The organism is Pantoea dispersa (genome assembly GCF_035783935.1).
Classification (GTDB): Bacteria; Pseudomonadota; Gammaproteobacteria; order Enterobacterales; family Enterobacteriaceae; genus Pantoea; species Pantoea dispersa_C.
Map to the genome: position 1 here is coordinate 44,176 of NZ_JALKOV010000012.1, position 22,569 is coordinate 66,744.

Consider the following 22,569-nt stretch of genomic DNA (forward strand, 5'->3'; position numbering starts at 1 on the left):
AGCGATCAGAAATGCCCGACTTCCGGCTGGCTGGTGAGGCGTTCGCCGGGCAGGCTGGTGAGGCGCAGGGTGCGCGGTCCGATGTTGGGTTTGCTCATCTCCACATCGCGCAGTGACTGCCACTGCTGCTGCGCATCAATCTCCCACAGCCGCAGACGTTCGGTACCGGGCGACAGTGCGCAGGACCACACCAGCGTCGGCTCGGCATCGCACACCGCCTGAATATCGGGATAGACGCTGGATCGCAGCCGGCCGGCCGCCGGATGCAGCCGCAGCGCATCAATACCGCTATCCGCTTCGCCGGTCAGTTTGAGAATGCTCTGGCGCAGCGTCCAGATCTGCGTCACCGCCTCCATAAAATCCTGCTGGGCATTAATCCACGCCTTTTCGCCCGATGACAGCCCGTGCGTGAGCGCATCCTGCGCCTGACGGCTGTGCGCCCGCACGATCTCCATATCCAGGCCGGCACGTCCGCCTTCTTCGGCCAGCAGCACGCCGACCATGTTACCGGCATAGGAGATACTGAAGTCAGGCAGATTAGGATCGGCAAAGCAGGGACGCCCGCTGCTGCTGGCGATCAGCGGCGGCAGTTCCGGAATACCGTAGACGCGCAGCATCAGCTGCGCCAGCAGCGCGCGTGCGGCAAGAAAGCGGCCACGGCGCTTATCAGGCAGCAGCCCGGCGCTGGTCATCACATCCTGTGGAACCCGCATTGTCTCAGAGGAGAGGGGCGGGTTACCCATCCAACGAACAAAATGACTAGCCATCTGTCGCTCCGTGAAAATGGTCGGATAATCATCAGGGCTATTGTAAGAATTTTCTCATGGGTTTGCATCTGGCTTCCGCTGCATAGCGAACAAATTCAGACAAGGACGAGGCGAATCTTATTGTCATGAGCGGCAATTGAATATGAGGCTTTTGCACATTGATGCCGGATGGGGTGCCGAAGCGGCGGATGTGGTGTAGGATTTGGGCGGGAAAGAACTGCACAATGAAGTGCGTAAATTATTCACTTATCTGCCAATCGTGCGCATCGCAAACCATGCACGTCGGAGTTGTTATGTCAGTTACCTCTCTTGCTCGCCAGGAATCGATCTCGCTGGATGAGTTTCGTCACGGCATGCGCCGTCTCACTGCCGGTGTCTCGCTGGTGACCACGGCATTCAGCGGCGAAAAATTTGGGCTGATCGCCACCTCGGTCAGCTCGCTGGCGGCGGAACCGCCCAGCCTGCTGGTCTGCGTCAACCGCAGCGCATCAAGCCACGACGCCATTCTGCAGGCCGGCCACTTTGCCGTGAACGTGCTGCGTGAGCAGCATGATGATCTGTGTGGGCAGTTCAGCTCGCCGACGCGTCGCGCCGAGCGCTTCCAGAGCGGTGAATGGCAAACCCTGAATACCGGAGCGCCGGTGCTGGCTGATGCGCTGGTCAGCTTCGACTGTCAGCTGGAGAAAGCGGTTGAGTGGAACACGCACAGCGTGCTGCTGGCGCGTATTGTTGGTATTGCGCTGCCGGGCGAAGCGGCAGCGCCAATGGTCTACTTCAACAGCGGTTTTCACTCGCTGGGCTGAGCCACCGTGCAGCGCGCCATCGGGCTGCGCTGCTTAACGCATCAGGCAAATTTGCTGGCTTCATCAAAGCCCAGGCGCGGCAGGCGCGGGTGCAGCTTGCTGGCTTCGCCATAGCCGAGGTTGATCAGTAAATTGACCTGCCAGTTATTCTCGCCAAAGAACGCAGCGTTAACTTTGGCCGGATCGAAACCGGACATCGGGCCGGCATCCAGTCCCAGCGAGCGGGCGGCCAGAATCAGATAGCCCGCCTGCAGGCTGCTGTTGCGGAATGCCGTCTCTTTGGCCAGATCCGGGCTGCTGGTGAACCAGCTGCGCGCATCGCCGTGCGGGAACAGCTTCGGCAGTGCTTCGTAGAACGTCGGATCCCACGCCACAATCACCGTCACCGGTGCCGCCATGGTCTTATCCACGTTGCCGGAGGAGAGCGCCGGTTTCAGTTTCTCTTTGCCTTCCTGCGATGTCACGAATACAAAGCGGCCCGGCGAACAGTTGGCTGAAGTCGGCCCCAGCGCCGTCAGCGTATAGAGCTGCTCCAGCACCTCCTGCGAAATCGGTTTATCCTGCCAGTAGCTATGGGTGCGGGCTTCAGTAAACAGCGCGTTCAGCGCCGCGCTGTCGAGCGGTGTACTCATGTTTCTCTCCTGTTCAGGCAACAACCTGCGCCTGATTTTTAGCATGAATAATGGATGTGGCCGCTGCGTTTAAGCGGCGACCATCAACCGTTATACGACAAAGGAGAGGGAGAACCAAATAACAAACACGCATGACAACCGTTAAACGTTTATTGCTGCAGACGCGCGACCCGCGCCTTAAAACCATTCAGGATTGTCTGGCTCACGTGCAACGGGAATGAGGCAGGAAGTTGCTCTTGCACGCGCTTAATGACTTCAGGCGCGGTTATGCTGAACTCATTGAGGATGCGTTCCATCGCGGTGAGGGCAAATTTTGTTGCTTTGGCTGTTGCCATAAAATGGCGCGGAAAAATGTGTTCGATAGCGGCTTTGCGGCCTTTACTCCCGTTCAGTCCCATTGCCAGCTTTGCATCACGCATATGCAATCCCGGACCGCCAATCACGGGATAGACGGAAAGGATGTCGTAAAACGGCGTCAGACGAAAACGCCCTTCCGCTTCGATAAAAATGGAAAAGTTTTTAGCATGTCCATCGGTGGCCGCCAGCAGCCAAAACAGGACCTGAGCTTTCATAAAATCATATCGATCCTGCTCTGCGTTAGCTGAATTCAGGAGATAATCCATAATTGCAGAGATGCCTGGACCGCCGTGGCTTTCGTATTTTCCTGCCGCGGGCACATTGAGCACCTGGCAAAAATCTTCCTGAGGCAACCGCATGATCCACTGTCCATCCGACGCATAACGTCGATCAAATCGCTCCACGGCCAGTGCTTTAATTTTCCCGGTGTTTACGATAAAGCAGTGGGGAACTGCCAGGCCAAATTCTCTGGCAATGAGCGTACAGAGCCACTCATTCTCCACGCTATCTGAAAGATCAAGGCGATGCGAATGGCTCTGAATATTGCCAATCGGCAATTTTAAAATGTGGGTGGTTGGTGTATTACCCTGCGGCAGGCACCATTGTTGATTAATGCGTAACAGCGCCGTTTTCTCCTGCGCGCCTGCCAGTGAAATACGAAAATCAGTTAGCTCTTCCAGCATGCCAAGCGGTGCGCCTGATTGATAGCCGGAAAGGATTTTTTCCAGTTCGCTATCGCTTAATCTGCGGTAATCGATTGTGCGGACAGTGTGCGGTTTGCTGTCGGGAGGTAACAGTTGCAGCGCACCAATGGTGTCGCTGCCGACTTTTGCCAGTAAGTCAAAAGGCTGGGTGGAGCTGGCCTGATAGCGAGACAGAATTCGTGCGCGAATTTCAGGATTATCAGGCAGCAGGTTGTCAAAAAAGTTATAGACCTCTGCGCCCTTGTAAGGCTGGTGGCGCAAAGGCATGGAGAGGGATATCGGTCGGCTACCCGGCTGATTCAGCCAGCTCTCATAATATCTGAATGCATGTGCCCCCGTTGCTGCCCTGCTGAATACGCCTGTCCGATAGCCATTCATGTAGACATCCAGTTCTGCCATCACCACTCCTCCTTCCAGCCGCCCTGATCCTGTTTTGCCGATGGCAAACCCCGGGGTTTTATCTCCATTTCCAGATCCAGCGCAGCGAGAATGCGAAACAGCGTGTCCAGTCGGGTGGTTTCAGGCTGTAGCTCAAAGCTTGATACGGTATCCTGGCGAATACCAATTTTACTGGCGACTTTCGCTTGCGAGAGTGCTTCAGTGAGCCTGATATCTTTAAGATATGAACTTAATTGTTTGGCACTGGTGATTTTCATTGCGGCACTCCAGTCTGGCAACCGTGCTACCATTACACGGCATCGCGTGTAGTTCAAGTTTTACCCGCTATCGCAGGTAAACCCGATCTCATGCGCAACTGGCGGTAGTGAGCTGAAGTTAACGCGGGTTAATAATACCGGGAAGAACAGCGTGGAGTGGCTGACGAACGGTAAAAACGCCGCCAGCCATTAATGTAAGTTATTGTTTTACTTACCAATACAAAAGCTGGAGAAAATGCGGCCCAGTAGATCGTCGGAGGTAAACTCGCCGGTGATTTCACTCAGCGCCTGCTGCGCCAGCCGCAGCTCTTCGGCCAGCAGTTCGCCCGCCCACGCGCCCAGCAACTGATCTTTACCCTGTTGCAGGTGAGTGGCTGCTAACTCCAGCGCCTGCAGATGGCGGCGGCGTGCGAGGAAACCACCTTCCATATTGCCGGCAAAACCCATGCTCTGTTTCAGGTGATCGCGCAGCGTATCAACGCCGGCACCGGTGCGCGCCGACAGGCGAATCAGTGAGTGACCATTTACTTCTGTCAGGCCCAGCGTTTCCCCGGTCATGTCCGCTTTATTGCGTACCACAGTAATCGGCAACGCAGCCGGGAGACGTGCCACGAAATCAGGCCAGATGGCGTTGGCTTCAGTGGCGTCAGTGGTGGTGCCATCCACCATGAACAACACGCGATCGGCCTGCTCAATTTCCTGCCAGGCGCGTTCGATGCCAATACGTTCCACTTCGTCGCTGGCTTCACGCAAACCGGCGGTATCGATGATGTGCAGCGGCATGCCGTCGATATGAATGTGTTCGCGCAGCACGTCACGCGTGGTGCCGGCGATATCGGTGACAATCGCCGCTTCGCGTCCGGCCAGGGCGTTGAGCAGGCTCGATTTCCCGGCGTTGGGACGACCGGCAATTACCACCTTCATGCCTTCACGCAGCAGGCTGCCCTGACGCGCTTCGGCGCGCACGCCGTTGAGATCGCCGATCACCGCATTAAGCTGCGCTTCGATTTTGCCGTCGGAAAGAAAGTCGATCTCCTCATCCGGAAAATCAATCGCTGCTTCTACATAGATGCGCAGGTGAGTAAGTGCTTCCACTAACGCATTAACGCGCAGTGAAAACGCCCCCTGCAGCGAGTTGACGGCGGAGCGGGCAGCCTGTTCAGAGCTGGCGTCAATCAGATCGGCAATCGCTTCTGCCTGCGCCAGGTCGAGCTTGTCATTCAGAAAGGCGCGTTCCGAGAACTCGCCCGGCTGCGCAATGCGTACACCCGGCAGCGCCACGATGCGCTTCAGCAGCAGATCGAGAATCACCGGACCGCCGTGGCCCTGCAGTTCCAGCACATCTTCGCCGGTAAAGGAGTTCGGACCCGGGAACCACAGCGCGATGCCCTGATCCAGCACGCTGCCGTCGGCATCGTTAAAGGGCAGATAGTCGGCGTAGCGCGGCTTCGGCAGCTTGCCCAGCACGGCCTGCGCCACCTCAGCGGCTCTGGCACCGGAAACACGCAGAATACCAACGCCACCGCGGCCGGGAGGCGTCGCCTGGGCAACGATAGTGTCACTGTGGCTCATAATCACCTTCTTCCAAAAAAAACAGGGCGGCATTAAATGCCGCCCCTGGAGATGTTGCGTCCTGCTCAGCGTCGCCGGGCGTTACGCTTTCTTCTTGTCGCGGCTGTGTAAACCACGTTTTTCCAGCCCGCGATAAATCAGCTGCTGCTGGAGAATGGTCACCAGGTTGCTGACGATGTAGTACAGCACCAGACCTGACGGGAACCACAGGAAGAACACGGTAAAGATCACCGGCATGTAAGTCATGATCTTCTGCTGCATCGGATCGGTCACGGTGGTCGGTGACATCTTCTGAATGAAGAACATGGTGATACCCATGATGACCGGCAGAATGTAGTACGGGTCCTGCGCGGACAGGTCATGGATCCACAGTACAAACGGTGCATGACGCAGTTCAACAGAACCGGACAGCATGTAGTACAGCGCCAGGAAGATTGGCATCTGGATAACCAGTGGCAGACAGCCGCCCAGCGGGTTCACTTTCTCCGCTTTGTACAGCGCCATCATCTCCTGGCTCTGCTTCTGCTTATCATCACCCAGACGCTCGCGCATCGCCTGAATCTTCGGCTGCAGCATACGCATCTTGGCCATCGAGGTGTACTGCGCTTTGGTCAGCGGGTACATGATGCCACGCACGATGAAGGTGATAACGATAATGGAGAAGCCCCAGTTACCGATAAAGCTGTGCAGGAATTTCAGCAGTTTAAACAGCGGCTGAGAGATGAACCACAGCCAGCCGTAATCCACGGTCAGGTCGAGGTGTGGCGCGATAGCCGCCATCTTGTCCTGGATTTCCGGGCCCACCCACAGGGTCGCACCGAGATCCTGCTGTGCGCCGGCGGCGATAGTCACCGGGGCTGACTTGTAGCCAATCGCCGCAACGCCATTGCCGAGATTGCTGGTGTACAGCGTATTGTTACCCTGAGTGCGTGGCACCCATGCGGTCGCAAAGTACTGCTGCAGCATTGCCACCCAGCCATTGCTGGTGGTGGTGTTCAGGTTCTCGTTATCAGCGATGGTATCGAATTTGTATTTTTCATACTTCGCATCGCTGGTCGAGTACGCGGCACCACGGAAAGTGTGCAGCGCAAAGTTGTTGCTGCCGGTATCGCGATGCTTCGGCAGATCGATCGTCTGCTTCAGCTGACCAAACATCGCCACTTCCAGCGGCTGCTGTGAGGCGTTATTGATGTTGTAGTCGACGTTAACCGCGAATTCGCCACGTTTGAACACGAAGGTTTTGGTGTAAACCACGCCGTTCTCACCGGTCCAGCTCAGCGGCACGCGCAGCTCGGTCTGGCCATCGGCCATCTCGAAGTGATCCTGGGAAGTGGTATACAGCGGACGTGCGCCGTTGTTCGGGTTATCCGGACCGTTACGGCCAGTTAAGCCGCTCTGCGCCTGATAAACGAAGGCCGGAGTGGTTTCCAGCAGCTGGAACGGCGCATCTGAACCCAGTTTGTCCGGGTAAGTCAGCAGCTGTGCCTGCTCGATATCACCGCCACGGGTGTTGATGTTGAGTGACAGGACATCAGTCTTAACGGTGATCGTTTTGCCCTGGCCGCTGGCCGGCACGCCGGAAGAGGCGGCATCACCCGCTGCGCTGCTTGTGTTCTGCGTGGTCTGGGTCTGCTGTGGCTGCGGAGCGTGGTCCGTCTGCCAGGCTTGCCAGATCATAAAAGACACGAACAGAAAAGCGATGAGAAAGAGATTGCGTTGCGAATCCATCGTTAATGTTCTCTGGTATCAAAGGTTTTTGGCGGCACCGGATCGTCGCCACCCGGGTTCAAAGGGTGGCATTTTAATACGCGTTTAATCGTCAACCAACTGCCTTTTACCATGCCGAAGCGGCGTAAGGCTTCCACCCCATACTGCGAACAGGTGGGATGGAACCGGCAATGAGGTCCCAGCAGTGGACTGATGGCGCGTTGATAAACGCGTATCAGGGCGATCAGGAGCCGCGCGCCAGGCGACAGTGACGACGCCATAATTTCTCCAACGCTTCCATCAGTGCACGGTTATCGAGGTCAGCAATCCCTTTTTTCGCCACGATGACAAAATCCATCGGCGGCAGCTCGTGTTGGCGCAAACGAAAGCTTTCGCGGGTCAATCGCTTGATCCGGTTACGTTCATGGGCGCGTTTCACATGCTTTTTAGCGACGGTAAGACCGATGCGGGGATGCCCCAGCGAATTAAGGCGGCCGAGGATGGTGATTTGCGGCGTGCCAGCCCGAAGAGGTTGCTGGAAGACGAAAGTGAAATGAGCGGGAGTTAACAAACGTAACTCCCTGGGAAATGCGAGCTTAACCACGAGGGTTAGCTTTTATTACTTAGAAACGGTCAGACGAGCACGGCCTTTAGCACGACGACGTGCCAGAACCTGACGACCATTTTTAGTAGCCATACGAGCACGGAAGCCGTGAGAACGGTTGCGCTTCAGTACGGACGGTTGAAAAGTGCGTTTCATGGCGATTTCTACCTAAACTTGAAAAATTTCACTGGGTGACGCGTTTTCGGGCCAGTAAAACGACCGACGCCTCAATGTGTCTTTAATAAAGAGGCGGGATTGTAATAATTGTACAGTCCGGAGTCAATTTACTTCGCTGGTCGCGGGACCTGAAAACCCTGATACAGCCCGCTAATTCCGGGCATCAAAGCTTCACGCGCCAATGCCGGGTGGAGAATTATACGGGCTATAAAGGAAAGCGCAAGGATCGTCCAGGATCTTCTTGCGATCGCCGCGCCGATCGTGACGGCAAAAATGCGAGCGCGGCGGAAAATTTCTCGCTTTCAGCCTGATCCCCGCTCGCTTTTTCCGCAGACAGCGTAAACTAATGCTTGCTTTGACACCCTGTGGATAAAATGGATCAAAACTGTGTAGAAAGGGAAGATCTCTGTAGCGCTTTGCGCTATGATCCGCCCTTCCGCTGACGATCCTCCCTGCGATCGCCAGGGATGACTACCGCGGATAGCGGTCGCAGGCGCTTTCTGACCGCCTGTGTCAAAAAAGACAGTTTCTATTATTAGCGCCTGAAATTCTTATCGATTTTGTACGAGTGGAGTCCGCCGTGTCACTTACGCTTTGGCAACAGTGTCTTGCCCGTTTGCAGGATGAGCTTCCTGCCACCGAATTCAGCATGTGGATTCGTCCGCTGCAGGCTGAATTGAACGACAATACGCTGGCCTTGTATGCACCAAATCGGTTTGTACTCGACTGGGTTCGGGATAAATATCTCAATAGTATCAATGGGCTGCTGAATGAATTCTGCGGTGCGAACGTGCCGTTGCTGCGTTTTGAAGTCGGCACGCGTCCGGTCGCACCGGTCGCCGCTGCGCAACCGGCCATGGCCAGCAGCGTCAGCGCACCCGCGCCGGCTGAGAATCGTCCGGCACCGGCACAGCCGCTGCGCCCGAGCTGGGATTCCGTTCCGGCACCGGCCGATGTGACCTACCGCTCGAACGTGAATAATCGCCATAACTTCGACAACTTCGTTGAGGGTAAATCCAACCAGCTGGCGCGCGCGGCGGCACGTCAGGTGGCGGATAATCCTGGCGGTGCTTACAACCCGCTGTTCCTGTATGGCGGCACCGGCCTTGGCAAAACGCACCTGCTGCATGCGGTGGGCAACGGCATCATTGCGCGTAAGCCGAATGCCAAAGTGGTCTATATGCACTCCGAACGCTTCGTGCAGGATATGGTGAAAGCGCTGCAGAACAATGCCATCGAAGAGTTTAAGCGCTACTACCGTTCGGTGGATGCGCTGCTGATCGATGATATTCAGTTCTTTGCCAATAAAGAGCGCTCGCAGGAAGAGTTTTTCCACACCTTTAATGCCCTGCTGGAAGGTAATCAGCAGATCATCCTCACGTCGGATCGTTATCCAAAAGAGATCAACGGGGTGGAAGATCGTCTGAAGTCGCGCTTTGGCTGGGGATTAACCGTGGCGATCGAGCCGCCTGAGCTGGAGACGCGAGTCGCGATTCTGATGAAAAAGGCCGATGAAAACGACATTCGTCTGCCGGGCGAAGTGGCCTTCTTTATTGCCAAGCGTCTGCGCTCCAACGTGCGTGAGCTGGAAGGGGCGCTGAATCGCGTGATTGCCAATGCCAACTTTACCGGCCGCGCTATTACCATCGATTTCGTGCGCGAAGCGCTGCGCGACCTGCTGGCGCTGCAGGAAAAGCTGGTGACCATCGACAATATTCAGAAAACGGTGGCCGAGTACTACAAAATTAAAGTAGCGGATTTGCTGTCGAAGCGCCGTTCGCGCTCGGTGGCGCGTCCGCGTCAGATGGCGATGGCGATGGCGAAAGAGCTCACCAACCACAGCCTGCCGGAAATTGGCGATGCGTTTGGTGGCCGTGACCATACCACCGTGCTCCATGCCTGCCGTAAAATCGAGCAGCTGCGTGAAGAGAGCCACGACATCAAAGAAGATTTCTCTAACCTCATTCGAACATTATCTTCCTGACGCATATGAAATTTATTGTTGAACGTGAGCAGTTGCTGAAGCCGCTGCAACAGGTGAGTGGCCCGCTTGGCGGACGCCCGACGCTGCCGATCCTCGGAAATTTGCTGCTGCAGGTGAATGAAGGCACGCTGCTGCTGACCGGCACCGATCTTGAGATGGAAATGGTGGCGCGCGTGGCGCTGACCCAGCCGCACGAACCGGGCGCGACCACCGTCCCGGCGCGTAAATTCCTCGATATTTGCCGTGGCCTGCCCGATGGTGCAGAGATCAGCCTGACGCTGGAAGGCGACCGCATGCTGGTGCGCTCTGGTCGCAGCCGTTTTTCGCTGTCGACGCTGCCCGCCAGCGACTTCCCGAATCTCGATGACTGGCAGAGCGAAGTGGAATTCACGCTGCCGCAGGCCACGCTCAAACGCCTGATTGAAGCCACGCAGTTCTCCATGGCGCATCAGGATGTGCGTTATTACCTCAACGGCATGCTGTTTGAGACCGAGGGCGAAGAGCTGCGCACCGTTGCCACTGACGGCCACCGTCTGGCGGTGTGCTCGATGCCTGTCGGCCAGGCGCTGCCGAACCATTCGGTGATCGTACCGCGTAAAGGTGTGATTGAGCTGGTCCGTCTGCTGGACGGCGGTGAAACGCCGCTGCAGGTGCAGATTGGCAGCAGCAACATTCGCGCGCACGTCGGCGATTTTATCTTCACTTCGAAGCTGGTTGATGGCCGTTTCCCGGATTATCGCCGCGTGTTGCCGAAGAATCCTGACAAAGCGCTGGAAGCGGGCTGCGATCTGCTGAAACAGGCCTTTGCCCGCGCGGCAATCCTGTCGAACGAGAAATTCCGCGGCGTTCGCATCTATATTACTGAAAATCAGCTGCGTATTACCGCCAATAACCCGGAGCAGGAAGAAGCGGAAGAGATGCTGGACGTCTCGTACAGCGGCACCGAGCTGGAGATTGGCTTTAACGTCAGCTACGTGCTGGATGTGCTGAACGCGCTGAAGTGCGAAAACGTGCGTCTGCTGCTGACCGATTCGGTTTCCAGCGTGCAGATTGAAGATGTAGCCAGTCCGGCCGCGGCTTACGTCGTTATGCCCATGCGTTTGTAGTAGAAAATATCGGCCTGGCTTACTTGCCATTCTGGTCCCGGGCAGTGCTCGCCCCTGGTCACATACTTCAGTATGCTCCCAGGGTCTGCGCGCTGGCCGTGGCCAGACTGCCTGCGCCGCCAACGGCCTGGATTGTTAATGTTAGGCAACCCCCTTCTGGCTGGATTTGTTCATGGCTTTAACCCGCCTCCTGATTAAAGATTTTCGTAATATCGAGCAGGCCGATCTCGCGCTGGCGCCGGGCTTTAATTTTCTTGTGGGCGCCAACGGCAGCGGTAAAACCAGCGTGCTGGAGGCGATTTATACGCTGGGCCACGGCCGTGCATTCCGCAGTTTGCAGGCCGGACGCGTAATTCGTCACGATCAGGACGCGTTTGTGCTGCACGGGCGTATCGAAGGCAGCGAACGCGAAATGGCGGTTGGCCTGAGCAAAAATCGCGCCGGCGACAGCAAAGTGCGCATCGACGGCAGCGACGGCCATAAAGTGGCTGAGCTGGCGCAGCTGCTGCCGATGCAGCTGATTACGCCGGAGGGGTTTACTTTGCTCAACGGCGGCCCCAAATACCGTAGAGCCTACATTGACTGGGGCTGCTTTCATGCTTATCCCGGTTTCTTTCTGGCCTGGAGCAACCTGCGGCGTCTGCTGAAACAGCGCAACGCGGCGCTGCGCCAGGTCGGGCGCTACAGCCAAATCCGGCCGTGGGATCAGGAGCTGGTGCCGCTGGCAGAACAGATCAGCGCCTGGCGCGCCGAATACAGTGCGGCCATTGCCAGCGAAATCACCGCTACCTGCAGCCAGTTTTTACCGGAGTTTGCCCTGTCATTCTCCTTCCAGCGTGGCTGGGACAAAGAGAGCGACTTCGGCGAGCTGCTGGAGCGCAACTTCGAGCGCGATCGCGCGCTCACCTACACCGCCAGCGGTCCGCACAAAGCCGATTTTCGTATTCGTGCTGAAGGCACGCCGGTGGAAGATTTACTCTCACGCGGTCAGTTAAAGCTGCTGATGTGTGCGCTGCGGTTAGCGCAGGGCGAATACCTGACGCGCAGCAGCGGACGTCGCTGTTTGTACCTGATTGACGACTTCGCCTCCGAGCTGGATGACACCCGTCGTCGCCTGCTGGCGGAACGCCTGAAAGCCACGCAGGCTCAGGTGTTTGTCAGCGCCATTGGTGTCGAGCATGTAATCGACATGAGCGACGAAAAGGGCAAGATGTTCCGCGTGGAACAGGGTAAAATAGCGGTTCAACCTGAAGATTAAATGAGCGAGAAACGTTGATGTCGAATTCTTATGACTCCTCAAGTATCAAAGTCCTGAAAGGGCTTGATGCGGTACGCAAACGCCCGGGTATGTACATCGGCGATACGGATGACGGCACCGGTCTGCATCACATGGTATTCGAGGTCGTGGATAACGCCATCGACGAAGCGCTCGCCGGCCACTGTAGTGATATCGTGGTCACCATCCATGCCGACAACTCTGTCTCCGTGCAGGATGACGGCCGTGGTATTCCGACTGGTATTCACCCGGAAGAGGGCGTTTCTGCCGCCGAAGTGATCATGACCGTACTGCACGCCGGCGGTAAGTTTGATGACAACTCCTATAAAGTCTCTGGTGGTCTGCACGGTGTCGGCGTATCGGTAGTGAACGCCCTGTCGCAGAAGCTGGAACTAACTATTCGTCGCGACGGCAAAGTGCATCAGCAAACCTACGTGCACGGTGTGCCGCAGGCGCCGCTGGCGGTGACCGGCGATACCGACGCTACCGGTACGCGCGTGCGTTTCTGGCCGAGCCACGATACGTTCACCAACGTTACCGATTTTGAATATGAAATCCTGGCGAAGCGTCTGCGCGAGCTGTCATTCCTTAACTCCGGCGTGTCGATTCGCCTGGAAGACAAGCGCGACGATAAAAATGATCACTACCACTACGAAGGTGGTATCAAAGCGTTCGTCGAATATCTCAACCGCAACAAAAACCCGATTCACCCGAATGTGTTCTACTTCTCCACCGAAAAAGACGGTATCGGCGTCGAAGTTGCGCTGCAGTGGAACGACGGTTTCCAGGAAAACATCTACTGCTTCACCAACAATATTCCGCAGCGCGACGGCGGTACGCACCTTGCTGGTTTCCGTGCCGCGATGACGCGTACGCTCAATGCCTACATGGATAAAGAAGGCTACAGCAAAAAAGCCAAAGTCAGCGCCACCGGTGACGACGCGCGTGAAGGGCTGGTGGCAGTGGTTTCGGTGAAGGTGCCGGATCCGAAATTCTCCTCTCAGACCAAAGACAAGCTGGTCTCTTCCGAGGTGAAATCGGCGGTGGAACAGCAGATGAACGAACTGCTGAGCGAATACCTGCTGGAAAACCCGTCTGACGCCAAAATCGTGGTCGGTAAAATCATTGACGCCGCACGTGCGCGTGAAGCCGCTCGTCGTGCGCGTGAAATGACCCGTCGTAAAGGCGCGCTGGACCTGGCAGGCCTGCCGGGCAAGCTGGCGGATTGTCAGGAGCGCGATCCGGCGCTGTCTGAAATCTACCTGGTGGAGGGTGACTCTGCAGGCGGTTCCGCCAAGCAGGGACGTAACCGTAAGAACCAGGCGATTCTGCCGCTGAAAGGTAAAATCCTTAACGTGGAGAAAGCGCGTTTCGACAAAATGCTCTCTTCACAGGAAGTCGCCACGCTGATCACCGCGCTGGGCTGCGGTATCGGGCGCGACGAGTACAACCCGGACAAGCTGCGCTATCACAGCATCATCATCATGACCGATGCGGACGTCGATGGTTCGCACATCCGTACGCTGCTGCTGACGTTCTTCTATCGTCAGATGCCGGAAATCATCGAGCGTGGCCACGTTTATATCGCGCAGCCGCCGCTGTACAAGGTGAAGAAGGGCAAGCAGGAGCAGTACATTAAAGATGACGACGCGATGGATCAGTATCAGATTGCCATCGCGCTGGACGGCGCCACGCTGCACACCAACGCCAGCGCACCGGCGCTCGGCGGCGAGCCGCTGGAAAGCCTGGTGGCGGAATACAACAGCACTCAGAAGATGATCAAGCGTATGGAGCGCCGTTTCCCGTCGGCCCTGCTGCGTGCGCTGGTTTATCATCCAACCCTGAACGATCTCAGCGATCAGACGGCGGTGACCGCGTGGCTGGACAGCCTGGTGGCTTACCTGAACGAGCGCGAAGCACATGGCAGCAGCTATGTGGCGCAGGTGCGGGAAAACCGCGAACAGCAGCGCTTTGAGCCGGTGCTGCGCGTGCGTACCCACGGCGTGGATACCGATTACCCGCTGGACAGCGAGTTCATTGAGGGCGGGGAATACCGCAAAATCTGTGCGCTCGGCGCGCATCTGCGTGGTCTGATTGAAGAAGACGCCTACATTGAGCGTGGCGAGCGCCGTCAGCCGGTTGCCAGCTTTGAGCAGGCGATTGACTGGCTGGTGAAAGAGTCGCGCCGCGGTCTGTCAGTGCAGCGCTATAAAGGTCTGGGCGAGATGAACCCGGATCAGCTGTGGGAAACCACCATGGATCCGGACAGCCGCCGTATGCTGCGCGTCACCATCAAAGACGCCATCGCCGCCGACCAGCTGTTCACCACGCTGATGGGCGATGCGGTTGAACCGCGCCGCGCCTTCATCGAAGAGAACGCGCTGAAAGCCGCCAATATCGATATCTGATAGCGCAAAACCCTTCCCAAGTGGGAAGGGTTTTTTGTTTTAATCGCCGTTATGAATTCCCTCCTGAGTATCAACCTCTTTGTTCGCAACGCATCTTCCGCTGCCGATTAACTGGTCAATGTGAGCTGAATCGCGCTAGCATTAAAGCCAGACCCTGAATTAACCGAGGACGTTATGGCGATAAAACTGATTGCGATCGATATGGACGGCACGCTGCTGAATCCGCAGCATGAAATCACGGCGGGCGTCAAAGCGGCGATTGGCCGGGCGCGGGACAAAGGTGTGTCGATCGTGCTGGCCACCGGACGTCCGTTTGTTGGCGTCGAGCGCTACCTGATGGAGCTGGATCTGCATCAGCCGGGCCAGTATTGCATCAGCAATAACGGCGCACTGGCACACAGTGCGGACAGCGGAGAAGTGGTGGCTGAGAAGACGCTTGGCTTTGATGACTATCTCTACCTGGAACAGCTGGCGCGCGACCTTGGAGTACATTTTCAGGCGTTCGACAAATCCTTCCTCTACACGCCAAATAAAGACATCAGCGAATACACCATCCACGAAGCCAGTCTGACCGGCATTCCGGTGCGTTATCGCGCCGTAGAGGAGATGGACCCGGCGACGCGCTTCCCGAAACTGATGATGATCGATAAACCGGAGCTGCTGGATAAAGCCATCGCCGCGTTACCGGCGCGCGCGCGCGACAGTTATACCATCCTGAAAAGTGCACCTTACTATCTCGAAATCCTTAATCCGCTGGTCAACAAAGGCTACGGCGTAAAAATGCTGGCGGAAAAACTCGGCCTGCAGCCGTCAGAAGTGATGGCGATTGGCGATCAGGAAAACGATCTGGCGATGATTGAATACGCCGGCACCGGCGTAGCGATGGGCAATGCGATTGATTCCGTGAAGCAGATCGCGCAGTTCGTGACGAAGACCAATATGGAAGATGGCGTCGCGCACGCCATTGAAGAGCTAGTGCTGTAACCCTCCTCTGATGCGGGCGGCGTTCTGTCGCCCGTCACTTCTCTGCTGAACTTTTTGCTGCCAGCGCGCAGATGGGTTGTCTGTTTTGTGATCCATATTGTAGTACAAACAATGTATATGGTACTACAATTGCCGCCAGAGGATGCGTCAGGGATTGGGTTTTGCACGACGAAAGCAGTAATCTGATTGCTCACGCCTTTCATGGAATCGAACACTATGACGCAGGAACCACTGAGTAAAACAGAGCGCATCATCCAGACGCTGGGTGAAGAGATTGTGGCCGGAAAATATGTGCCGGGCGCCGCGCTGCCGGCGGAAGCGGAGCTGTGCGAGCGGTTTTCCACCTCGCGCAACATTATTCGCGAAGTGTATCGCTCCCTGATGGCTAAACGCCTGATGGAGATGAAGCGCTATCGCGGCGCGTTTGTGACCTCACGTAACCAGTGGAACTATCTCGACAGCGATGTACTGCAGTGGGCGCTGGCGCACGATCACGATCCGCGCCTGATTGCGGCGATGAATGAGGTGCGCGTGCTGGTGGAGCCGCAGATTGCGCGCTGGTCGGCCGAGCGTGCCACGTCGACCGATCTGGCGGCGATTGAGCTGGCCTATAACGATATGGTGGCCAACCACCTCAACCGTGATGCTTTTAACGACGCGGATATCCGCTATCACGAAGCGGTGATGGCCTCGGTGCATAACCCGGTGCTGCAGCAGCTCAATGTGGCGATCAGCCAGCTGCAAAAAGCGGTGTTTGCGCAAACCTACATGGCGGATTCCGGCAACATGCCGCGCACCTTAGCCGAACATAAAGCGCTGTTCGATGCCATTCGTCATCAGGATGGCGATGCGGCGGAACAGGCGGCGAAGGCGATGATTGCCAGCTCAACCGCCCGACTCAAGGAGATTTTGTGACCGGTTATATCGCCATTGACTGGGGCTCAACCAACCTGCGCGCCTGGTATTACCGCGCCGGTGAATGCGTCGATGAGCGCCGTTCGGAAGCGGGCGTGACGCGCCTCGGCGACCGCGCGCCTGCTCAGGTGTTTGCCACCATTACCGACGGCTGGCCGGTGGCCGAAGTCCCGGTGATCATGGCCGGCATGGTCGGCAGCAACGCCGGCTGGCTGGCAGTGCCTTATCTCGCCTGTCCGGTGGCGCTCAATGCATTAAGCGATCGCCTGACCTGCGTGGAGGGAAAAGCGTGGATCGTGCCGGGACTGAGCGTCGAACGTGACGACAACTACAACGTGATGCGTGGGGAGGAAACCCAGCTGCTCGGCGCAGTCACGCTGCAGCCCGCGCCGCTGTATGTCATGCCGGGCACGCACGCCAAGTGGGTGCAGCTGGAACAGGATCGCGTTATCGATTTCCGCACCGTAATGACCGGCGAGCTGCACCATTTACTGCTGAAGCAATCGCTGATCGGCGCCGGTTTACCCGGGCAGGAAGCCAGTCCGGAGGCGTTCCGGGACGGTTTGCAGCTTGGCAGCCATGACAGCTCAATTCTGGCGCGCCTGTTTGAAGTGCGTGCCGCCCACGTGCTCGGCGCGCGCGATCGTCGCCATATCAGTGATTTTCTCTCAGGCCTGTTAATCGGCCATGAGGTGGCGCAGATGACGCAGCAGTTAACGCATAGCCGCCAGCCGATTGTCATTATCGCCGGCAGCGAACTGGCGCAGCGTTATCAGCAGGCGCTGGCCTTTATCGGAATAGATTCAGTCACGCTGGAGGGCGATCGCGCTTTCCAGCTCGGAATAAGGAGTATTGCGAATGTCCTGGCCCACTAAACTCCCGCTGATCGCCATTCTGCGCGGCATCACGCCGGATGAAGCCGAAGCGCACGTGGCGGCGCTGATCGACGCCGGATTCGATGCCATTGAAATCCCGCTCAATTCGCCCGATTGGGCGAAAAGTATCGGCGCGATGGTGCAAACCTTCGGTGATAACGTGCTGATCGGTGCCGGCACCGTGCTGCAGCCAGCGCAGGTCGATCAGCTGGCGGCGCTCAACAGCAAGCTGGTGGTGACGCCCAATACCGATGCTGCGGTGATTCGCCAGGCCGTCGCGCACGGCATGCTGGTTGCCGCAGGCTGTGCCACCGCCAGCGAAGCCTTCACCGCGCTGCAGGCCGGGGCGCAGGCGCTGAAAATTTTCCCGTCGTCGGCATTTGGTCCGGGCTACATCAAAGCGCTGAAAGCGGTGCTGCCGCCGGAGGTGCCGGTGTTTGCCGTGGGCGGCGTCACGCCGGAAAACCTGCATGAATTTATCGCCGCCGGTTGCGTCGGCGCTGGCCTGGGCAGCGATCTCTATCGCGCCGGTCAGCCGCTGTCGCGCACCGTAGAGAAGGCTCGCGCATTTGTTGCTGCTTATAAGGACGCCGTACGATGAAAATTACGAAACTGACCACTTATCGCCTGCCGCCGCGCTGGATGTTCCTGAAAATCGAAACCGATGAAGGCATCATCGGCTGGGGCGAGCCGGTGATCGAAGGGCGCGCGCGCAGCGTCGAAGCCGCGGTGCATGAACTGTCGGAGTATCTGATTGGTCAGGATCCGGCGCGGATTAATGACCTGTGGCAGGTGATGTATCGCGGCGGTTTTTATCGCGGCGGCCCGATTTTAATGAGCGCCATTGCCGGCATCGATCAGGCGCTGTGGGATATCAAAGGCAAAGCGCTCGGTGTACCGGTGTATCAGCTGCTGGGCGGTCTGGTGCGTGACAGCATCAAAGCGTACAGCTGGGTGGGCGGCGATCGTCCGGCCGAAGTGATTGATGGCATTAAGAAATTACGCGGCATCGGCTTTGACACCTTCAAGCTCAACGGCTGTGAAGAGATGGGCATCATCGACAATTCTCGTCAGGTCGATGCCGCTGTTAACACCGTCGCGCAGATTCGCGAAGCCTTCGGCAGTGACATTGAGTTCGGCCTCGATTTCCACGGTCGCGTCAGTGCGCCGATGGCCAAAGTGCTGATCAAAGAGCTGGAGCCGTATCGTCCGCTGTTTATCGAAGAGCCGGTGCTGGCCGAGCAGGCGGAATACTATCCACGCCTGGCGGCGCAGACGCATCTGCCGATTGCCGCAGGCGAACGCATGTTCTCCCGCTTCGAGTTCAAGCGCGTGCTGGAAGCCGGTGGGCTGGCGATTCTGCAGCCGGATCTGTCGCACGCCGGCGGCATCACCGAATGCTACAAAATCGCAGCGATGGCCGAGTCCTACGACGTGGCGCTGGCACCGCACTGTCCGCTGGGGCCGATTGCACTGGCTGCCTGTCTGCATGTCGACTTCGTGTCGCGTAATGCAGTGTTCCAGGAGCAGAGCATGGGCATTCACTATAATCAGGGCGCTGAACTGCTCGATTACGTGATCAATAAAGATGATTTTAAAATGGATGACGGCCATTTCTATCCGTTAAATAAACCGGGCCTCGGTGTAGACATTAATGAAGAGCTGGTGATTGCGCGCAGTAAAAATGCGCCAGACTGGCGCAACCCATTATGGCGCTTTCCGGATGGATCGGTAGCCGAGTGGTAATAACCGTGGTATTGCGCCCGGCCGCTGCATTTACCGCTTTATAACCGTACCGATTATCGGGCGATAAACATCTGACTATTTAAACCATGTGCGGAATATATAAGGCACAGGGCAGCGCTCAACCTGTTTTAACCGCGCTGCCAGTTTACCGCTGCTGCGGCTTTTATCTTCGATAACCTTACCCTGCGTTGGCTGCGGCGTGCTTCGGCACGTCCGTTAGCTGACATCTGACGGAGAAACACCATGGATCTCTCTGCTGTTCAGGCGAAACCTACGCGTCGCCGCTATATTACGCTGCTGATGATTTTTATTACGGTAGTCATTTGTTATGTCGATCGCGCTAATTTAGCCGTGGCCTCGGCGCATATTCAGCAGGAGTTTGGCATCAGCAAAGCGGAAATGGGCTATGTCTTTTCGGCGTTTGCCTGGTTATATACGCTGTGCCAGATTCCCGGCGGCTGGTTTCTCGATCGCGTCGGCTCACGCCTGACCTATTTTATTGCTATTCTCGGCTGGTCGGTGGCGACGTTATTACAGGGATTCGCCAGCGGCTTATTATCGCTGATTGGTCTGCGCGCCATTACCGGTATTTTTGAAGCGCCGGCGTTCCCGACCAATAATCGTCTGGTCACCAGCTGGTTCCCGGAACAGGAGCGCGCTTCGGCCGTCGGTTTCTACACTTCCGGCCAGTTTGTCGGTCTGGCGTTTCTCACGCCGCTGCTGATCTGGATTCAGGAACTGCTGAGCTGGCACTGGGTGTTTATCATCACCGGCGGCATTGGCATCATCTGGTCGCTGGTGTGGATGAAGGTTTATCGGGCACCGAGCCAGAGCAAAGGCATTAATCAGGCCGAGCTGGAGTACATTCGCGCCGGTGGCGCAATGGTCGACGGCGATGCGCCGGGCGAAAAAAGCGCGCGTGTTAAACTCACGGCGGCGGACTGGAAACTGGTGTTTCACCGCAAGCTGTGCGGCGTGTATCTCGGCCAGTTCGCGGTGACCTCAACGCTGTGGTTTTTCCTCACCTGGTTCCCGAACTACCTGACGCAGGAGAAACATATCGCCGCGCTGACGGCCGGCTTTATGACCACCGTGCCGTTTCTCGCCGCCTTTGTCGGCGTGATTCTCTCCGGCATGGTGGCCGATCGCCTGGTGCGCAGTGGGCGTTCGCTCGGCTTTGCGCGCAAGACGCCGATCATCTGCGGCCTGCTAATCTCCACCTGCATCATGGGCGCCAACTACACCAACGATCCGCTGTGGATTATGGTGCTGATGGCGCTGGCCTTCTTCGGCAACGGGTTCGCGTCGATTACCTGGTCGCTGGTCTCGTCGCTGGCACCGGTGCGTCTGATTGGCCTGACCGGCGGCATGTTCAACTTTATTGGCGGCCTCGGCGGTATCACCGTACCGCTGGTGGTCGGTTACCTGGCGCAGGATTACGGCTTTGCACCGGCGCTGGTGTACATCTCTGCCGTTGCGCTGATTGGTGCGCTCTCCTATATCCTGCTGGTGGGGGAGGTGCAGCGGGTGGGCTAAGATTGCGGGTGCGCATTGCTGCGCACCGGCATCCTCAGCGCAGTTTTTGCTTAACTGAACGGCATCACGTAATTTGTCGGGCAACGGTTACATCTGAGGTTGCCCCATGTCAGAAAAACAACTCACCTTTACTCCGCGCCAGCATCAGCTGACCAATATTAACGTCTGGACCGCCGACAGCCAGTGGCTGGCATTCGACGTGCGGCCGTCCGGCGCCGCGTTTACCAGCCTGACCATTGAGCGCGTCAACGTGCACAGCGGCGCGGTCGAGGTGCTGTATCAGGCGCGCGACGGTGCGCACGTCGGCGTGGTAACCGTGAGTCCGGATCTGCCGCCGCGCTACGTCTGTATTCACGGCCCGGAGCATCCCGATGCGCACTGGCACTACGACTTTCATCACCGGCGCGGCGTGATTGTGCAGCAGGGCATTGCGGAGAACCTCGACGCCTGCGATATCACCGCACCGTACACGCCTGGCGCGCTGCGCGGCGGCTCGCACGTGCACGTATTCAGTCCGGATGGCTCGCGGCTGAGCTTTACCTATAACGATCACGTGATGCATGAGCGCGATGCGCGTGATGATTTGCGCAACGTCGGCGTGGCGGTGCCGCTGCATCCGGTGTGCCCGCCGAAGCAACATCCGCGCGAATATGACGGCAGCCACTACTGCGTGCTGGTGAGCCACACCCGGCGCGATCCGCAACCGGGCAGCGATCAGATTGACCGCGCCTATGAAGAGGGCTGGATTGGCACGCGCGGCTACCGGAAAGCGGACGGCAGCTGGCAGCGCTGGGCCATCGCCTTTATCGGCGATACGCGCAATGCCAGCGGTGAGAAGGTGCCGGAAGTATTTGTGGTCGATCTGCCGGAGGCGCTGGCGGACTATGCCAAAGCCGGCAACGCGCCGCTGCAGGGCACGGCAGATCAGCTGCCGGCACCGCCAGCTGGCGTACAGCAGCGGCGGATCACGCGCAGCAAAGGGCTGGCGCTGCAGCCGCGCCACTGGCTGCGCGCCGCGCCGGATGGCAGCGCGATCGCCTTTTTGCAGGCTGACGAGCAGGGCATTGTGCAGCTGTGGACGGTCTCACCCAACGGCGGCGCAGCGCGTCAGATCACTACACTGCGCAGCAGCATTCAGTCTGCTTTCAGCTGGCAGCCGGACGGCGCGGCCATCGCCTTTGTCTGTGATAACAGCGTGATGCGGTGTGAGATAGCCAGCGGACAGTGTACGCGGCTTACCGCGCGTAGCGCGCTGCCGCCGTGCGGCGATGCGGTAGTCTGGTCGCCAGACGGCAGGCAGATCGCCTATATGCGCGACGTTGACGGCTGGCGCCAGCTGTTCTGCGTCAGTGCGATTCCCCCGGCATAGCGGCAGCCGTGGCCAGGCTGGCCTGCGTGCCGGCCATTTTCTCGCTCTGCAGCACGCGCTCGCGCGGCGAATCTTTGGTTTTATCGTCGTCGGCGCGGAAGTAGTCCCACGGCAGCAGCAGCGTATCCATCACCGCCGAGAAGGGCAGATCGATCAGCGCCAGCGGCTTAATCGCCCAGCTGGTGTTGTCATCGGTCAGCATCTCTGCGCTGGCGCGCGTGCCGGGATAGTAGCCCTGACTGGCACCGGTGTGCGACATCACGCTGGAGCAGCCTGAGGTGGCACAGGCGCAACAGACCAGCAGGCCGGTGAGCGGAAAGCGTTTCATCATTTTCATCATCATCATCCCTACAGTCATGGCATGGCCCTGGCTGGAGTGTGTCACCTGACA

22 protein-coding genes are annotated in these 22,569 nt (G+C 57.7%); 12 read left to right on the forward strand and 10 right to left on the reverse strand.

Annotated features, from left to right (window positions below; translation table 11 throughout):
* Positions 1–5 precede the first annotated feature (5 nt).
* Positions 6–767 (reverse strand): 4'-phosphopantetheinyl transferase family protein, encoded by a 762-nt coding sequence (locus MXF20_RS19980; RefSeq protein ID WP_325971036.1) that lies wholly within the window; start codon positions 765–767, stop codon positions 6–8.
* Between the two features lie 293 nt (positions 768–1,060).
* Here MXF20_RS19980 and MXF20_RS19985 point away from each other — a divergent pair, with 293 nt between their 5' ends.
* Positions 1,061–1,570 (forward strand): flavin reductase family protein, encoded by a 510-nt coding sequence (locus tag MXF20_RS19985; protein ID WP_325971037.1) that lies wholly within the window; start codon positions 1,061–1,063, stop codon positions 1,568–1,570.
* A gap of 41 nt (positions 1,571–1,611) precedes the next feature.
* Here the strand turns inward: MXF20_RS19985 and MXF20_RS19990 are convergent, their stop codons facing one another.
* From MXF20_RS19990 to rpmH, 8 genes are all read right to left on the reverse strand, one after another.
* The gene (locus tag MXF20_RS19990) at positions 1,612–2,202 is read right to left on the reverse strand and encodes a malonic semialdehyde reductase (RefSeq protein WP_325971039.1); all 591 of its coding nucleotides are present in this window, start codon (positions 2,200–2,202) and stop codon (positions 1,612–1,614) included.
* Between the two features lie 149 nt (positions 2,203–2,351).
* Positions 2,352–3,662, reverse strand: a complete 1,311-nt coding sequence (locus MXF20_RS19995; RefSeq protein ID WP_325971041.1) for a type II toxin-antitoxin system HipA family toxin — start codon at positions 3,660–3,662, stop codon at positions 2,352–2,354.
* Positions 3,662–3,919 carry a helix-turn-helix domain-containing protein gene (locus tag MXF20_RS20000; protein WP_325971043.1) on the reverse strand — a complete coding sequence of 86 codons (258 nt, stop codon included), beginning with the start codon at positions 3,917–3,919 and terminating at the stop codon, positions 3,662–3,664. The genes MXF20_RS19995 and MXF20_RS20000 overlap by 1 nt, the downstream gene beginning before the upstream one ends.
* 207 nt (positions 3,920–4,126) lie before the next feature.
* Complete coding sequence (gene mnmE / locus MXF20_RS20005) at positions 4,127–5,491, reverse strand: tRNA uridine-5-carboxymethylaminomethyl(34) synthesis GTPase MnmE (protein ID WP_325971045.1); 1,365 nt, start codon at positions 5,489–5,491, stop codon at positions 4,127–4,129.
* An 81-nt stretch (positions 5,492–5,572) separates the two neighbouring features.
* Complete coding sequence (yidC, locus tag MXF20_RS20010; protein WP_325971047.1) at positions 5,573–7,219, reverse strand: membrane protein insertase YidC; 1,647 nt, start codon at positions 7,217–7,219, stop codon at positions 5,573–5,575.
* Between the two features lie 2 nt (positions 7,220–7,221).
* Entirely contained in the window at positions 7,222–7,479 is a 258-nt protein-coding gene (gene yidD, locus MXF20_RS20015) for a membrane protein insertion efficiency factor YidD (RefSeq protein WP_325971049.1), read from the reverse strand.
* Positions 7,443–7,802: a ribonuclease P protein component gene (gene rnpA / locus MXF20_RS20020; protein WP_325971051.1), complete on the reverse strand. Its 360-nt coding sequence runs from the start codon at positions 7,800–7,802 to the stop codon at positions 7,443–7,445. The genes yidD and rnpA overlap by 37 nt, the downstream gene beginning before the upstream one ends.
* Before the next feature lie 15 nt (positions 7,803–7,817).
* Positions 7,818–7,958 (reverse strand): 50S ribosomal protein L34, encoded by a 141-nt coding sequence (rpmH, locus tag MXF20_RS20025; protein WP_000831330.1) that lies wholly within the window; start codon positions 7,956–7,958, stop codon positions 7,818–7,820.
* A 601-nt stretch (positions 7,959–8,559) separates the two neighbouring features.
* Here rpmH and dnaA point away from each other — a divergent pair.
* The 11 genes from dnaA to MXF20_RS20080 all read left to right on the forward strand — a co-directional run bounded on the left by dnaA (position 8,560) and on the right by MXF20_RS20080 (position 22,178).
* Positions 8,560–9,963, forward strand: coding sequence for a chromosomal replication initiator protein DnaA (gene dnaA / locus MXF20_RS20030; RefSeq protein WP_325971053.1), 1,404 nt, complete (start codon positions 8,560–8,562; stop codon positions 9,961–9,963).
* Positions 9,964–9,968: 5 nt separating this feature from the next.
* Positions 9,969–11,069, forward strand: coding sequence for a DNA polymerase III subunit beta (dnaN, locus tag MXF20_RS20035; protein WP_325971055.1), 1,101 nt, complete (start codon positions 9,969–9,971; stop codon positions 11,067–11,069).
* A gap of 172 nt (positions 11,070–11,241) precedes the next feature.
* A complete protein-coding gene (gene recF / locus MXF20_RS20040; protein WP_325971057.1) occupies positions 11,242–12,327 on the forward strand; it encodes a DNA replication/repair protein RecF in 1,086 nt (361 codons plus the stop codon).
* A 17-nt stretch (positions 12,328–12,344) separates the two neighbouring features.
* Positions 12,345–14,753, forward strand: coding sequence for a DNA topoisomerase (ATP-hydrolyzing) subunit B (gene gyrB, locus MXF20_RS20045; protein WP_325971059.1), 2,409 nt, complete (start codon positions 12,345–12,347; stop codon positions 14,751–14,753).
* Between the two features lie 174 nt (positions 14,754–14,927).
* Positions 14,928–15,737 carry a sugar-phosphatase gene (gene yidA / locus MXF20_RS20050; RefSeq protein WP_325971061.1) on the forward strand — a complete coding sequence of 270 codons (810 nt, stop codon included), beginning with the start codon at positions 14,928–14,930 and terminating at the stop codon, positions 15,735–15,737.
* 216 nt (positions 15,738–15,953) lie between these two features.
* Positions 15,954–16,652, forward strand: coding sequence for a FadR/GntR family transcriptional regulator (locus tag MXF20_RS20055; protein ID WP_021506909.1), 699 nt, complete (start codon positions 15,954–15,956; stop codon positions 16,650–16,652).
* Positions 16,649–17,527 carry a 2-dehydro-3-deoxygalactonokinase gene (locus MXF20_RS20060; protein WP_325971063.1) on the forward strand — a complete coding sequence of 293 codons (879 nt, stop codon included), beginning with the start codon at positions 16,649–16,651 and terminating at the stop codon, positions 17,525–17,527. The genes MXF20_RS20055 and MXF20_RS20060 overlap by 4 nt, the downstream gene beginning before the upstream one ends.
* Entirely contained in the window at positions 17,511–18,128 is a 618-nt protein-coding gene (locus MXF20_RS20065; RefSeq protein ID WP_325971064.1) for a 2-dehydro-3-deoxy-6-phosphogalactonate aldolase, read from the forward strand. Before MXF20_RS20060 ends, MXF20_RS20065 begins: the two co-directional genes overlap by 17 nt.
* The gene (dgoD, locus tag MXF20_RS20070; protein WP_325971066.1) at positions 18,125–19,273 is read left to right on the forward strand and encodes a galactonate dehydratase; all 1,149 of its coding nucleotides are present in this window, start codon (positions 18,125–18,127) and stop codon (positions 19,271–19,273) included. The genes MXF20_RS20065 and dgoD overlap by 4 nt, the downstream gene beginning before the upstream one ends.
* Before the next feature lie 243 nt (positions 19,274–19,516).
* A complete protein-coding gene (locus MXF20_RS20075; RefSeq protein ID WP_325971068.1) occupies positions 19,517–20,809 on the forward strand; it encodes an MFS transporter in 1,293 nt (430 codons plus the stop codon).
* A gap of 106 nt (positions 20,810–20,915) precedes the next feature.
* Positions 20,916–22,178: a DUF3748 domain-containing protein gene (locus tag MXF20_RS20080; RefSeq protein WP_325971069.1), complete on the forward strand. Its 1,263-nt coding sequence runs from the start codon at positions 20,916–20,918 to the stop codon at positions 22,176–22,178.
* Here MXF20_RS20080 and MXF20_RS20085 read toward each other — a convergent pair.
* On the reverse strand, positions 22,156–22,515 hold the full coding sequence (locus MXF20_RS20085) for a YceK/YidQ family lipoprotein (RefSeq protein WP_325971167.1): 360 nt from the start codon (positions 22,513–22,515) through the stop codon (positions 22,156–22,158). The two genes, MXF20_RS20080 and MXF20_RS20085, sit on opposite strands and share 23 nt — an antisense overlap.
* Positions 22,516–22,569 lie beyond the last annotated feature (54 nt).

Excerpts from the sequence above, each read along its gene's own strand:
- rpmH (WP_000831330.1), bottom strand. The coding sequence starts at position 7,958 with ATGAAACGCACTTTTCAACCGTCCGTACTGAAGCGCAACCGTTCTCAC.
- gyrB (WP_325971059.1), top strand. The coding sequence starts at position 12,345 with ATGTCGAATTCTTATGACTCCTCAAGTATCAAAGTCCTGAAAGGGCTT.
- recF (WP_325971057.1), top strand. The coding sequence starts at position 11,242 with ATGGCTTTAACCCGCCTCCTGATTAAAGATTTTCGTAATATCGAGCAG.
- MXF20_RS19985 (WP_325971037.1), top strand. The coding sequence starts at position 1,061 with ATGTCAGTTACCTCTCTTGCTCGCCAGGAATCGATCTCGCTGGATGAG.
- yidA (WP_325971061.1), top strand. The coding sequence starts at position 14,928 with ATGGCGATAAAACTGATTGCGATCGATATGGACGGCACGCTGCTGAAT.
- MXF20_RS20065 (WP_325971064.1), top strand. The coding sequence starts at position 17,511 with ATGTCCTGGCCCACTAAACTCCCGCTGATCGCCATTCTGCGCGGCATC.
- MXF20_RS20000 (WP_325971043.1), bottom strand. The coding sequence starts at position 3,919 with ATGAAAATCACCAGTGCCAAACAATTAAGTTCATATCTTAAAGATATC.
- yidD (WP_325971049.1), bottom strand. The coding sequence starts at position 7,479 with ATGGCGTCGTCACTGTCGCCTGGCGCGCGGCTCCTGATCGCCCTGATA.
- MXF20_RS19995 (WP_325971041.1), bottom strand. The coding sequence starts at position 3,662 with ATGGCAGAACTGGATGTCTACATGAATGGCTATCGGACAGGCGTATTC.
- MXF20_RS19990 (WP_325971039.1), bottom strand. The coding sequence starts at position 2,202 with ATGAGTACACCGCTCGACAGCGCGGCGCTGAACGCGCTGTTTACTGAA.
- yidC (WP_325971047.1), bottom strand. The coding sequence starts at position 7,219 with ATGGATTCGCAACGCAATCTCTTTCTCATCGCTTTTCTGTTCGTGTCT.
- dnaN (WP_325971055.1), top strand. The coding sequence starts at position 9,969 with ATGAAATTTATTGTTGAACGTGAGCAGTTGCTGAAGCCGCTGCAACAG.
- MXF20_RS20055 (WP_021506909.1), top strand. The coding sequence starts at position 15,954 with ATGACGCAGGAACCACTGAGTAAAACAGAGCGCATCATCCAGACGCTG.
- MXF20_RS20085 (WP_325971167.1), bottom strand. The coding sequence starts at position 22,515 with ATGAAAATGATGAAACGCTTTCCGCTCACCGGCCTGCTGGTCTGTTGC.
- MXF20_RS20075 (WP_325971068.1), top strand. The coding sequence starts at position 19,517 with ATGGATCTCTCTGCTGTTCAGGCGAAACCTACGCGTCGCCGCTATATT.
- mnmE (WP_325971045.1), bottom strand. The coding sequence starts at position 5,491 with ATGAGCCACAGTGACACTATCGTTGCCCAGGCGACGCCTCCCGGCCGC.
- MXF20_RS20080 (WP_325971069.1), top strand. The coding sequence starts at position 20,916 with ATGTCAGAAAAACAACTCACCTTTACTCCGCGCCAGCATCAGCTGACC.
- dgoD (WP_325971066.1), top strand. The coding sequence starts at position 18,125 with ATGAAAATTACGAAACTGACCACTTATCGCCTGCCGCCGCGCTGGATG.
- MXF20_RS19980 (WP_325971036.1), bottom strand. The coding sequence starts at position 767 with ATGGCTAGTCATTTTGTTCGTTGGATGGGTAACCCGCCCCTCTCCTCT.